General features: G+C 37.6%; 11 protein-coding genes. 5 read left to right on the top strand and 6 right to left on the bottom strand.

Annotated elements, in window-relative coordinates; genetic code table 11:
- Positions 1–344 precede the first annotated feature (344 nt).
- Complete coding sequence (locus AACL18_RS06865; protein WP_339050193.1) at positions 345–2,651, bottom strand: DNA translocase FtsK; 2,307 nt, start codon at positions 2,649–2,651, stop codon at positions 345–347.
- Between the two features lie 156 nt (positions 2,652–2,807).
- Here AACL18_RS06865 and trxB point away from each other — a divergent pair, with 156 nt between their 5' ends.
- The 4 genes from trxB to AACL18_RS06845 all read left to right on the top strand — a co-directional run bounded on the left by trxB (position 2,808) and on the right by AACL18_RS06845 (position 5,677).
- A complete protein-coding gene (trxB, locus tag AACL18_RS06860; protein ID WP_339050191.1) occupies positions 2,808–3,767 on the top strand; it encodes a thioredoxin-disulfide reductase in 960 nt (319 codons plus the stop codon).
- A gap of 27 nt (positions 3,768–3,794) precedes the next feature.
- Entirely contained in the window at positions 3,795–4,529 is a 735-nt protein-coding gene (locus AACL18_RS06855; protein ID WP_339050190.1) for a VacJ family lipoprotein, read from the top strand.
- A gap of 98 nt (positions 4,530–4,627) precedes the next feature.
- On the top strand, positions 4,628–5,107 hold the full coding sequence (locus AACL18_RS06850; RefSeq protein ID WP_339050189.1) for a Dps family protein: 480 nt from the start codon (positions 4,628–4,630) through the stop codon (positions 5,105–5,107).
- 156 nt (positions 5,108–5,263) lie between these two features.
- Positions 5,264–5,677 carry an RNA-binding protein gene (locus AACL18_RS06845; protein ID WP_339050188.1) on the top strand — a complete coding sequence of 138 codons (414 nt, stop codon included), beginning with the start codon at positions 5,264–5,266 and terminating at the stop codon, positions 5,675–5,677.
- Positions 5,678–5,711: 34 nt separating this feature from the next.
- On the opposite strand, the gene AACL18_RS06840 is transcribed toward AACL18_RS06845, so the two are convergent.
- A complete protein-coding gene (locus AACL18_RS06840) occupies positions 5,712–6,446 on the bottom strand; it encodes a ComF family protein (RefSeq protein WP_339050186.1) in 735 nt (244 codons plus the stop codon).
- Between the two features lie 171 nt (positions 6,447–6,617).
- On the opposite strand from AACL18_RS06840, the gene glmS reads away from it, so the two are divergent.
- Complete coding sequence (glmS, locus tag AACL18_RS06835) at positions 6,618–8,450, top strand: glutamine--fructose-6-phosphate transaminase (isomerizing) (protein WP_339050185.1); 1,833 nt, start codon at positions 6,618–6,620, stop codon at positions 8,448–8,450.
- Positions 8,451–8,462: 12 nt separating this feature from the next.
- On the opposite strand, the gene glmM is transcribed toward glmS, so the two are convergent.
- The 4 genes from glmM to AACL18_RS06815 form a co-directional block, all read right to left on the bottom strand.
- Positions 8,463–9,809: a phosphoglucosamine mutase gene (gene glmM / locus AACL18_RS06830; protein WP_339050184.1), complete on the bottom strand. Its 1,347-nt coding sequence runs from the start codon at positions 9,807–9,809 to the stop codon at positions 8,463–8,465.
- A gap of 26 nt (positions 9,810–9,835) precedes the next feature.
- Complete coding sequence (ftsH, locus tag AACL18_RS06825; RefSeq protein WP_422395883.1) at positions 9,836–11,752, bottom strand: ATP-dependent zinc metalloprotease FtsH; 1,917 nt, start codon at positions 11,750–11,752, stop codon at positions 9,836–9,838.
- 225 nt (positions 11,753–11,977) lie between these two features.
- Positions 11,978–12,604: a 23S rRNA (uridine(2552)-2'-O)-methyltransferase RlmE gene (gene rlmE, locus AACL18_RS06820; protein ID WP_339050181.1), complete on the bottom strand. Its 627-nt coding sequence runs from the start codon at positions 12,602–12,604 to the stop codon at positions 11,978–11,980.
- Positions 12,597–13,910: an MFS transporter gene (locus AACL18_RS06815; RefSeq protein WP_339050180.1), complete on the bottom strand. Its 1,314-nt coding sequence runs from the start codon at positions 13,908–13,910 to the stop codon at positions 12,597–12,599. The genes rlmE and AACL18_RS06815 overlap by 8 nt, the downstream gene beginning before the upstream one ends.
- Positions 13,911–13,945 lie beyond the last annotated feature (35 nt).

Here is a 13,945-nt window from a genome sequence, read left to right as displayed (position 1 = left end):
TACAATATAAAAAATTATTTTTATTTTCCAATAATAAGCCGAAAATTATTATTTTTGATTGACAGCTTTTTTATTTTTATTTCTAACTTTATTTTGAATCATTTTAATAAAAAATATTTATAAATTAATTTAGACAATTAAAAAATAATACCGAATTATTTTTTAATTGTCTAAATAAAAAAATTTATTAAATATTTTGTAATGAAAGATTATAGAATGACATTCTTTAAAAAATTCAAGAATATTGAGAGAGGAAATCGAATTTTTTGAAATGCTAAAAATAATGAAATGCTAAAAATAATATTTATCATGTCAGAGTTTTTAAACATATTTTGAAAATAAATTTATTCATTTAATCTATCGGGTATAAGAATGTCACGATTACCATTACTTTCCATAGCGCTGACCAAACCGGCTTTTTCCATATCTTCCATAAGTCGTGCCGCGCGGTTATAGCCAATTTTAAGTCGTCGCTGAATGCTCGAAATAGAAGCACGGCGTGTATCTATTACAATTTGTACAGCTTGATCATACAACACATCTTTTTCACTGGAGTTATTGTCTAAAAAATCTAAATCTCCGCCTTCATTAAGATTAGCTTGAGTGAGATCAAGCATATATTCTGGCACAGCTGATTTTTTTAAGGCGTTGACTACATGGTGAACTTCCTGGTCAGCGACGAATGCTCCATGGACTCGAATAGGAACACCCGTTCCAGGAGCTAAATACAACATATCCCCATGTCCTAATAGTTGATCAGCACCTTGTTGATCAAGAATAGTACGAGAATCAATTTTTGATGAGACCTGAAAAGAGATGCGTGTGGGAATATTTGCTTTGATTAAGCCGGTAATAACATCAACAGAAGGTCTTTGCGTAGCTAGAATCAGATGTATACCTGCTGCTCTAGCTTTTTGGGCAATTCTTGCAATTAATTCTTCAACTTTTTTGCCAACTACCATCATCATGTCAGCAAATTCATCGATTAATACAATAATATAGGGGAGATGTTCTAAAGTTTCTGCTTTACCACCTTGCTCAGCTTTCCAAAAAGGATCATTAAGTGGCTGCCCTTTATCATTGGCTTCTTGAATTTTTTGGTTATGTCCTGCTAAATTTCTTACTCCCAAATGTGCCATTAATTTATAACGACGCTCCATTTCCGCGACGCACCAACGTAATGCATTCGCTGCTTCTTTCATATCGGTGACAACGGGTGCTAAAAGATGAGGAATACCTTCATAGATAGCTAATTCCAACATTTTTGGGTCTATCATAATCAATCTAACTTGCTGAGGCGTTGCTTTATATAAAATACTAAGAAGCATGGCATTGAGACCGACTGACTTTCCCGAACCTGTAGTCCCTGCAACAAGTAGATGCGGCATTTTTCCTAGATCAACGATGACTGGATGGCCGGCTATATCTTTACCTAAGGCAAGAGAAAGCGGCGATCTCGCATGTTGATACGCGGTTGAGCTTAATATTTCACTGAGCCGAACAATTTCGCGATGTTTGTTCGGAACTTCGAGTCCAATAACAGACTTCCCAGGAATAACTTCCACAATTCGTACACTAACGACTGATAATGACCGAGCTAAATCTTTGGCGAGTCCTGTTATACGGCTTACTTTAATTCCTGCAGCCGGTTGCATTTCGAAACGTGTAATTACAGGTCCTGGATGTACGGCTACAACTTGTACTTGAATCCCAAAGTCTTTTAATCGTAGCTCAACATCACGTGATAGTTGCTCTAGTTCATCGCGTGTGTATCCTTCTTTACTTAATTTTTCAGCTGGATCTAATAGAGTTAATGAAGGAAGAGATTCAGTAATATTTTTTTTATTTGAAACTATAGTGGTAGGGGGCGAATAAGGCTTTATAGATAGAGGATTATGATTAGTTATTTCTGTGTTAGATAGGGGTGACTTTATTATAGAATTAAATTGAGGTGAAGATTTACTGTGAGACATATTTATTGTGTCAATCTTATTCAAAGTGCTTGTATGCGGGGGCTTAATTTTTTCAGATGCTCTTTTTTTTATAGCATACATGATGAGTTTTTTTATTTTTTCGGCAATTTTTCCTGGCATTACCGCGATATAGCTGCTTATTTTATCGATAATATTTAACCAAGAAAAACCAGTTGCAAGCGTTGTGCTGGCTAATAAAAGCGCCAATAGAAATAATGTACTGCCTACTACGTTAAATTGAACAATAAAACTTTTTGTAACAATATTTCCTAATTGTCCTCCTGGAGTATAGCCATGTTTTGTATGCGTACTGTGTAAAGCAGCGAGTCCACAAGCTGCAATAAAAATAGTGAGGAAACCTAATATACGCAAAGCCAAAAAAGGATAACTAAAAGATAAGCTAGAAAAACGACCTTTAAAACATTGCCATCCTCCATACACTAGTAATGCCGGGAACAAATAGGCTAAAGAACCAAAACTATAAAAAAAGTAATGGGCAAGTTGATCTCCCCAGCGGCCTGCTATGTTCATTGAGACTTTGGTATGTAGTGCTGGATGGTGAGTCCACAAGGCTAAAAACAAAAAAAGAGCTAAGGCTCCACTCACGATGAGTAGGCCCTCTAAAAGGCGCTGTTTGAGACTCAACTGTAAAAATTCTTCAGTGCTAGTTTTTTTCAAGGGTGCTCCTTATTTAAGGCGTAGCATAAGCATAGGGTCTTTTTGGATTACTTATGGGTATAGGTACTATTTATAGCGTTCTTTGTTATACTTTGTTAGCAATTTTAATTATAACAATTTTTTTATTATCTGGGTTTTTACCTTTAAGTGGTTTTTATGAATCAAGTTCAAAATCATCGACTAATTATTTTAGGTTCTGGTCCTGCAGGATATACAGCAGCGCTTTATGCAGCGAGAGCTAACCTTGATCCAGTGATTATTACGGGCTTGCAAAAAGGCGGTCAATTGATGACCACTACAGACGTTGATAATTGGCCAGGTGATGTAGAGGGTTTACAAGGACCAGTTTTAATGGAACGTATGAATAGACATGTTGAGCGATTTAATAGCAAAGTTATTTTTGACCATATAAATAAAATTGATTTATCCCGAAGACCTTTCACTTTAAAGGGAGACGACACCATTTATGAATGTGATGCTTTAATCGTTGCAACTGGTGCATCAGCGAAGTATTTGGGTCTGCCTTCAGAAAAAGAGTTTATGGGAAAAGGTGTTTCAGCTTGTGCTACTTGTGATGGACTTTTTTATAAGGATCAAAAAGTTGCAGTTGTCGGTGGTGGTAATACTGCTGTTGAAGAAGCTTTATATTTGGCTAATATTGCCGGCCATATTTTTCTCATTTACAGAGGAAGTGCACTTTTTCGTCCAGAAAAAATTTTGGTGGATAAATTAATGGCAAAAGTGAAAACAGGAAAGATTTCTTTAATATTAGAAACTGAAGTGGAAAGTATTTTAGGAGATGAGAAAGGGGTCAATGGACTAAAACTTAAAAACACTAAAACAAATACAACCAATCAATTAGAAGTGCATGGGGTTTTTATAGCTATAGGTCATACACCTAATACAGAGATATTCAAAAATCAATTAGATATGGAAAATAACTATATTTTAGTGCAAGGAGGAAGTAAGGGCTTTGCGACAGCGACTAGTGTAAAGGGCGTCTTTGCCTCCGGTGATGTTATTGATTCTGTTTACCGTCAAGCCATTACTTCCGCAGGGACTGGTTGCATGGCAGCACTGGACGCTGAGAAATATTTAAGTGATAGTTCTAATTAGAATTATAAATTAAAATGAGGCAAATGAATGCATAACAGATTATTAGGATTTTGCCTATTGTTATTAACGGCATCACCTGTTTTGGCTGTTGATTCAGATAGTGATTTAAATAATGATCCTTTTGAAAATTATAATCGACATGCCTTTAAACTGAATCAGACTTTAGATAAAATTTTTTTTAAACCCGTTGCTACTGTGTATAAAACCATTTTGCCTTGGCCAATTACTAAAGGTATTAATAACTTTTTTAGTAACTTAGAGCAAGTCCCTACAATTATTAATGATTTACTACAAGGGGAATTTTATGATGCGACTTCGGATACATGGCGTTTATTGATAAATAGTACTGTAGGGGTTGCGGGTTTTATTGATGTTGCCAGCAGAATTGATTTACCTGTGCATCATCAGGACTTTGGTTTAACCTTAGCCAAATGGGGTTATACCTCTTCAGCTTATCTAATAGTTCCTATTTTAGGTCCACGTACCGTGCGAGATGCTGTTTCTTGGCCTATAAACTATGGAGTTTTTTCCGTTTATCCTTATATTAATGATGTAGCTTGGCGAAATGGTTTAACATGGGGGAGTTTCATTAATGCTAGGGCGCAATTGTTGGATTTCGATCAAGCGATTAAGCAAGCTTCTTTTGATCCCTATATATTCCAACGTAATGCTTATTTACAACGTAGGAATTATTTAATTCGTGAGAACGATAATTTAATAACGGATGAGGATGAAGAAGATAATGTTGACGAGGCGGAATAGGTTCTATAAGCTTTTTTCTAGACATCTCATAAAATCATATGGATATACTTGATTTGGAAATAACAATCTAAAATATAAACTTTAATTTTGGAGGTTTCATGAAAGAAGTATTGAATGGCGGATTGACTGAAGCTAAACGGAAAAAAGTGGCTGAAGGATTGATTAAATTATTAGCAAATAATTATGTGTTGTATTTGAAGACGCATAATTTTCATTGGAATGTTGTAGGGCCTATGTTTCAACCTCTGCATAGTGTATTTGAAGCGCAATATATTGATCTCTGGAATGCAGGCGATACTATCGCTGAACGTGTGCGAGCTTTGGGATTTCCTGTGCCAGCTAGTTATGCTGATTTTGCAAAATTAAGCAAAATTAAAGAAGTTGTTGGAACGCGCACAATTAAAGCCAAAGACATGATTAGTCAGCTAGTGCATGATCAGGAAGTCATGGTTCGTTTAGCCCGTGAATTATTGCCAGAGACTGAAGAAGCTGATGATCAAGTATCAGTGGACTTACTTTCTGACCGGATGGAAGTTCACGAGAAAAATGCCTGGATGTTACGTAGTTTTTTAGAATAGTGTTTTTAACACCAAGTTTACCCTCCTATATACCCTAGAGGATTGTCCTGTGTTACTATGATTGCGTTTAGTTTATCTCTGCCATAGCCAGATTAATAAGCGTGGAAACGATTAATATCTTGGAAGTGGCCTTTTTTAGCCTTTTGGAGGTTTTGCGTGAATAAAAGATTGTATGTGGGTGGTTTAAGCTATAGCGTCGATGACGATGGACTAAGAGAGCTTTTTACCCCTTTTGGGACAGTAAATTTTGTTAAAGTTATCCGAGACTTCCATAGTGGCCGTAGTAAGGGCTTTGGTTTTGTTGAAATGTCTACACCTGAAGAAGCGAAAGAAGCTATAGAAGCTTTACATGGCAGTATCCACGAAAGACGTACCATTACTGTTTCCGAAGCTAATCCACCGGATTCTAGCTCAGGTGGTACTGGCGGCGGACGACGTACCGGTGGCGGTGCTAGCGGCGGCGGACGACGTACCGGTGGCGGTGGCGGACGCGGTGGCATGGGCGGTTCTGGCGGCGGCAATGGTGGTGGTTATCATCGTGGTCGTGAGCAACGTGAAGAGCAGTATTAAGAGATTTAATACTTTAGTATAATAGAAGTAGGGCTTAATTCCCGTTTAAGTAAGTGCGGGCACAACACCATACATCTATTCTTTTGACACCCACATCGTATAAAGCGTGACTCATCTCGATGAGCGTATGACCAGTGGTCATTACGTCATCGAGTAGCGCTACATGCTGGTTAGCAAGACTCTGGTGTGCGACAAACGCATTTTTCATATTACTTGAGCGTTGGTTTGCAGGCAGTATACTTTGAGCCGCGGTGTTTATTACTCTCTTACATCGTTTATAATCAATATGTATGTTTAATTTTTTCGAAATGGGACGAGCTAACTCTATCGCTTGATTAAAGCCACGCTCATACAGCCTTTTTTTATGCAAAGGCACTGGAATAATTAAATCTGGCAGTTCCTGGCTCTGGTATTGTGAGCAGATTTTTTCAGCTACTAAAGTTCCCAAAATATGTGCATAAATTAATCGTTGCTGAAACTTAAGACCAGTAATCAATTTTTTTATTGTTTCTGAATAAGAAAAAAAAACACATAATTTATGAAAAGGAGATGGCTTTTTTAAACAAATACCGCAAACTGATTGTGTTGACAAAATTAAAGGTGCAGCGCAATAAATACAGATATTTTTTAACCAAGGTAAAAGTTCTTCACACTCAATACATAAATCAAAGTCTCTATTGGCTTTATCATGGCATAAAATGCAATGATAAGGAAATAAACAGTGAGTGATTCCTTTATTTATTTGTTTTAGTAATTTGCTGATATCCATTATTTAAAATTCTTGTTAATCTATTAAAACATCTAAGCTATTTTAAGATAAGAATTAGTAGAAATATTTAGTTAATCCATAATAAACCTTTTTATAATGATTGAATCAATACGATATAAATTTCCTTGTTGATTAACAAGCGAAGGTTTAAGAAGTTGTGAAGGTATAAATATGTGTGGAATTGTAGCGGGAATAGCGCAACGTAATATTGTTCCTATTCTTATTGAAGGTTTGAAAAGGCTAGAATATCGTGGTTATGATTCGGCTGGAATCGCCATATTGGATTCTAAGCAACACTTAATACGTCGGCGGACTGTGGGTAAAGTTGAAGCTTTAGAGAAAGCAATAATACCCGAATTTTTATCAGGTAATATTGGTATTGCGCACACGCGCTGGGCGACTCATGGAAAACCAAGTGAATCTAATGCTCATCCCCATATTTCAGGTTCCCATATCGCATTAGTTCATAATGGCATTATTGAAAATTATTTACCTTTAAGGCAAGAACTGATAAAGGCGGGCTATTCCTTTGAATCTGAGACCGATACCGAAATCATGGCCCATTTACTGAATCAAGAGCTTAAAAAAAACAATAATTTTTTAATCGCGGTTCAGAAGACAGTAGCTCGTTTAGAAGGTGCTTTTGCCGTCGTTTTTCTCTATCAGAACGAACCTCAATCTTTAATAGCCGTGCGTAAAGGTAGTCCTTTAATGGTAGGGCTAGGTCATAGCGAAAATTTTATTGCTTCAGATCATTTAGCTTTACTTCCGGTAACGCAACAATTTATTTATTTACATGAAGGTGATATTGCTGAAATCACATCTGAAAAAGTTAGTCTCTATGACAGTCATGGTAAGAAAGTTCATCGTCCTAAGCATTCAATCGATTTGCCTAAAGATGTGGTGAGTAAAGGAAAATACCGCCATTTTATGGAAAAGGAGATCTTTGAACAGCCGAATGCGGTTAATGCGGCTCTTGAAGGTCGTATTGTGAATCAGCCAGAGGTCTGGAATGAAGTTTTTGGCTCTAATTCCATATCACGTTTTGCCAATATTAAATATGTGCAAATAGTCGCTTGTGGTACGAGCTATCATGCAGGTTTGATTGCAGCTCACTGGTTAGAGCGGTGGGTGGGCATTTCTTGCCAGGTAGATATTGCCAGTGAATTTCGATATCGCCCACATATTATTCAGCCAGATACATTGTTTATTGCTTTATCTCAATCGGGAGAAACCGCAGATACATTAGAAGCATTAAGACAAGCAAAAACTGAAGATTATGCAGCCACATTAACGATTTGCAATGTTCCTGGTTGTACTATGGTTCGCGAGTCTGATTTTGTATTGCTAACCCGAGCGGGTCCTGAAATTGGTGTGGCATCGACTAAAGCGTTTACGACTCAATTAACCATTTTATTATTATTAACCTCTTTTTTAGGCTTGTCTCATGGCTGGGACAGGGATCAGGAAGAAAACTGTCTATCGGAATTAAGAAGCTTACCTAAACTTTTAGAACAAACATTAAAATTAGATCCAGCTATTAAGAAATTAGCTAAAATATTTGTGGATAAAGAACATGCCTTATTTATTGCTCGAGGAATTCATTTCCCTGTAGCATTAGAAGGGGCTCTCAAACTGAAGGAGATTTCTTATATTCAAGCTGAAGCTTATCCGGCCGGAGAGTTAAAGCATGGACCACTTGCTTTGGTCGATAGTAATATGCCAGTCGTTGTTTTAGTGCCATCCAATGCCTTGCTAGAAAAACTTAAGTCAAATATTCAGGAAGTACGCGCGCGTAATGGCCAACTTATTTTGTTTGTACAAGAAGAGTTGGATATAAATGAGACTGATAGTAAGAGTATTTTATTACCTAAGGCGAGCGACATGATTAGTCCGCTAATTTTTGCAATTCCATTGCAACTTTTAGCTTATCATGTAGCGATTTTAAAAGGCACTGATGTCGATCAGCCACGCAATTTAGCAAAATCGGTGACTGTTGAATAAAAAAGTTAATCCTCAGAGATTATTTGTAGAAACTTTAACAATTTCAGCTAATTTATTCGCAATAGTTTGTACTTCGGACAATTCGCTTCCTTCGACCATGACACGAATTACAGATTCTGTTCCTGAAGGTCGTAATAATATACGGCCGCGATCTTTTAATAAAAATTCTGCTTCTTTCACCGCTTTTTTTATATTTGCGTCGTTCATCATCGCTAAAGGATTTTCTGCTGGGATGTTAATTAATATTTGAGGAAATTTTTTCATTGCTTTTTTGGCAGTATGCAATGATAGACCCGATGATTGAATAGCCTCTAACACTTGCAGTGCGATAATGATTCCATCTCCAGTTTTAGTTAAGCGACGAGAAATAATATGCCCAGACGATTCTCCACCTAATTGCCAATTTTTGCTTTGTAATGCTTCATTAACATATCTATCGCCTACTGAGGTACGAATAAAATCGAGGCCTAATTCTTTTATAGCTAATTCTAAACCGAGATTACTCATAGCGGTACCTACAATACCACCTTTAATGTGACCTTTTTTAACACCATGTTGGGTTAATAGAAATAGTAACTCATCCCCATCAACAATTTCACCCAAATTATCTACCATTAATACTCGATCACCATCCCCGTCAAATGCAATACCCAAGTCTGCTTTCTCGGATAAAACCTTTTTTTGTAAAAAATCTAAATGGGTAGAGCCACAGTCTTTATTAATGTTTAAACCATTTGGTTTTGTACCTAGTAATGTTAAATCCGCACCTAATTCAGAAAATAATGCCGGTGCAATATGATAAGTGGCTCCATTAGCACAATCGAGAATGATTTTTAAACCGTTTAATTGAAATGATTTTGGAACTGTTGATTTGCAAAAATTAACATAGCGTGCTTTAGCATCTTCTACTCGAATTGCTTTGCCTAATTTGGCAGAATCAACTGTATGGATAGTTTGATTAAGGTGATTTTCGATTTGTAGCTCAATGTTATCAGCTAATTTACTTCCATCATGAGAAAAGAATTTAATTCCATTATCATAATAAGGATTGTGAGAAGCGCTGATTACTATACCTGCTTGTGCATCTAAATCAGTAGTCAAAAAAGCAATAGCAGGAGTTGGGATAGGGCCTAGAAGATGTACATCGACTCCTGCTGCAGATAAACCAGCTTCTAGAGCTGATTCAAGCATGTAACCAGATATACGTGTATCCTTGCCAATCAAAACTTTATTTCGACCATTAGCTAAAACCTTTCCTACAGCCCAACCTAGTTTTAGTACAAATTCTGGTGTAATAGGATTTTCACCTACCTTTCCGCGAATACCATCTGTCCCAAAATATTTGCGGGTTTTAATCATGATGAATCCAAGAATAATTCGATCAATTACAGACTATCTACTGCCGGATCGTCAGTTATTGTCGAGTCTTTTTGAGAAGGAGATTTTTCCTCAGAAGAAGAGGGTGTATCTTTTTTACTCCCATTGCTCCAACCTTTGGGTTCCCTAGGAGGCTTACCCTCCATGATGTCATTTATTTGACTTGAATCAATAGTTTCATATTTTATCAAGGCTTCTGCCATGAGATGTAATTTTTCAATGTTATCTTGTAATAACGTTTCTGCAAGCTTGTAATTACGATCAATAATACTACGGCTTTCTTCATCAATTAATTGTGCAGTATCATCTGAGAATTTATTGTTTTTAGTAATTTGGTGTCCTAAAAATACTTCTTCATTTTCTTGATTATAAGTGAGAGGACCAAGGCGTTCGGATAAGCCCCATTTAGTTATCATGTTCCGGGCAATTTCAGTCGCACGTTGTATATCGTTTGATGCTCCAGTGGTGATTTGTTCTGGCCCAAAAATGAGATACTCAGCAATGCGCCCCCCAAATAAACTGGCAATCTGGCTTTCTAAGCGTTGTTTGGTATAGCTATAACGATCTTCTTCTGGCAAGAACATAGTAACGCCTAACGCTTTACCACGTGGAATAATAGTAACTTTATACACAGGATCATGGTCTGGGACTAAGCGTCCTACAATAGCATGCCCTGCTTCATGGTAAGCAGTTAGTTTTTTTTCTTTCTCATTCATCACCATGGAACGTCTTTCACTGCCCATCATGACTTTATCTTTGGCTTTTTCTAGGTCAACCATATCCACAGTAGATTTATTTTCACGTGCGGCAAATAAAGCAGCTTCATTGACTAAATTAGCTAGATCTGCTCCCGAGAATCCAGGCGTGCCTCTGGCTATAATCACTGGTTTCACATCTTTTCCGTAAGGAACTTTTCTAAGATGGACTTTTAGAATTTGTTCACGGCCACGTATATCAGGTAGGCCAACAATAACTTGTCGATCAAATCGGCCAGGTCGTAATAAGGCTGGATCTAAAACGTCGGGACGATTAGTGGCAGCCATAACAATAACACCTTCATTACCTTCAAAGCCGTCCATTTCAACCAATAATTGATTCAATGTCTGTTCGCGTTCGTCATGTCCGCCACCTAGACCGGCACCACGATGACGACCGACAGCGTCGATTTCGTCAATAAAAATAATACAGGGAGCTTGTTTTTTGGCTTGCTCAAACATATCTCTTACGCGAGATGCACCTACACCTACAAACATTTCAACAAAATCAGAACCAGAAATCGTGAAAAAAGGGACTTTTGCTTCGCCAGCAACAGCTCGAGCTAAAAGTGTTTTACCAGTCCCAGGAGGACCCATTAATAAAACGCCGCGTGGGATTTTCCCCCCTAACTTTTGAAATTTAGCGGGGTCTTTTAAAAATTCAACTAATTCACTGACTTCTTCTTTCGCTTCTTCAGCGCCAGCCACATCGGCAAAAGTAACTTTAACTTGGTCTTCACCTAATAAACGAGCTCGGCTGCGACCAAAAGATAACGCGCCCTTTCCACCCGCACCCCCCATTTGGCGCATAAAAAATATCCATACCCCGATGAGCAATAGCATAGGGAACCAATTAATAAAAATACGCATCAAGAAGCTTTCCTGCTGCGGTGGTTCTCCTTTTACATTAACCTTATTTTTCAATAACTCAGGAAGTAAATATTGATCCGGAATAGGCATATAGCTCGTGAAAGATTTTTCACCCTGTAACTGGCCTTTTATAACTTGGTTGCTTTGTATCGTTACAGACTGCACATTCCCTTGTTGAACGTCTTTCAAAAACTCAGAATACGTTAAGCGTTCGCCACCGTTATTGCGAGGTTCGAGATTGTTAAATACCGAGATAAGTATGACAGCAATAATGAGCCATAAAAATAGATTTTTCAGCATGTCGTTCAAGCTAGACTACCTCGCATTTCTCACAAAGAGGGCATTATATACTAAATTTTGTGTTTCGATTATTTTAAGCTCTTTTTCAGTGCGTTACCAAAAGAGGAATAACTAAATATATTCTTCGTACTATCGTACTAGAATTTTCTGTGTAACCGCTGGCCTTGCAATCGCTCCTCGTGGCATTGGTTAAAAATCCCATTAGGGTGAGTATAAATCCAATGTTTATTTTCCCTTATGATACCCCATAGCAACCAAATAAACCTCAGCAGAGCTTCCTCTGGAAGCGGAAGGTTTTCGAATAGTAACTTTTGTAAATAAGCTTCTTAAGTTTTTTAAAAAAACTTCAAATCCTTCTCCTTGAAAAGTTTTTACTACAAAGCAGCCTTTTGGTTTTAGTACTTTCTGAGCAAAATCTAAGGCTAATTCCGCTAAATAAATGGATCTGGGTTGGTCAACACTACGCATTCCACTAAAATTGGGGGCCATATCAGAAATTACAAGGTCTATAGGCTTTAATTGTACACGTTGTAAGAAATGTTGCATAACAGATTCTTCTCGAAAATCCCCTTGGAGGAATTCCACATGGCTCAAAGCATCCATTGGCAAAATATCCAAGGCATAAACTTTTCCTGTGATTCCAACTATTCCAGAGACAATTTGAGACCATCCTCCAGGCGCCGCTCCAAGGTCAACGATAGTCATACCTGGCTTAATTAGCTTAGTTTTCTCTTGAATCTCTAACAATTTATAAGCCGAGCGCGAGCGCAACCCTTCTTTTTGTGCCCGTTTTACATAGGGGTCGTTAAAATGCTGTTTTAACCAGCGCGGACTACTTTTACTCTTAGACATCGGGTTGTTGTTGGCAATGGGTTTCTCGTATTAGGAACTTTCCAACTAATAAGGCTATCAGGTAACAGAAAGGCAATATGATTAAGGCTTTTCGGTAATTTTCGACGCTATAAAAAGGACTACCATTATAATAGGTTCCATTCCAGTTTAAATGTAAAAGTATACCAATCACTGGTTGAAATAAAGCTCCTCCTGCAACCGTGGCCATGTTATTAATCCCCATTGCTGTTCCTGCTACACTAGAGTGATTATTATCTTTAACAACTCCGAATGCGAGTGATTGTCCCGAAGCTGCAAGACCAAATAAGAATAAACAAATATAAAGCCAAAATAAGGGAAGGTGTGGAATATAAATAACTGGTATTAAACCAACTAGACCTAAGCTCGCTGCAAACTTTAAAGGCATCCCACGTAAGTTTACTCTATCTGACCACCAGCCTAATAATGGGCAGCCTATTCCGATAGCCAACCAAATCATAGTGCAAGCGGTAGAAGCTGCTTTAGTGCTAATACCGTATGCTACAACTAGAAAAGGTACGCCCCATAATGCAGCAAAAGCAGTAATAGGTGCCCATACCATAAAAGAATATAACGCTATGGCCCAAGTTTGACTATTAGATGCTACCTGATGAAAACTTTTTAGTAAGCTTTTTTTTGAAGTGGACTGAAATTTGTGACCTTTCAAAACAACTTCTGGACTGTCTCTAACTATCAGCCAAATTAATAAGGCTAAAATAACACCTATTACACCTATAAAAATGATAGTTAGTCGCCACCCCCAATGGCCTACGGCAATAGTTAATGGGGTTTCGCCAACAATTGCCCCTATACAGCTCATTAATTCGACTAAACCTGTTAAAAAAGCAAAATAACGCGAAGGAAACCAGCGCGATATAAGGACTAAAGTGCCTATGAACGCAAAAGCGGAACCCATTCCCATCATAAATCGGCCCATGGAAGCGGTGGTTATATTGTTGGTTGACCCAAATAAAAAAGCACCTGCAGCACAGGTTAGAACTGCAATAGTTAATAAGCGTCGAGGACCAAACCGATCAAATAAAAATCCTGCTGGCAGTTGCATCGGGGTATAAGAATAATAATAAAAAGCCGCCATTGTTCCTAAGGTAATAGCATTGAGCCCTAAGTCATTAATTAATTGATTGGTCATTACTGCAGGTGAAACTTGCAATATAAATTCGTACATATAAAAACAGGAGGCAAGAATACAGATAATGGCAGCAAGTAAAGTAGGTTTTTGTTTTGGTAAAGAAAGTGAGGGTAAATCGTTATTTTTATTTTCAGACATAAGATTTGATTACAGTAGCAATGCTAATAAAAAAC

The organism is Rickettsiella endosymbiont of Xylota segnis (assembly GCF_964019545.1).
Classification (GTDB): domain Bacteria; phylum Pseudomonadota; class Gammaproteobacteria; order Diplorickettsiales; family Diplorickettsiaceae; genus Aquirickettsiella.
The sequence above is the reverse complement of the archived record's forward strand: the minus strand, read 5'-3'. Positions and strand labels throughout refer to the sequence as shown.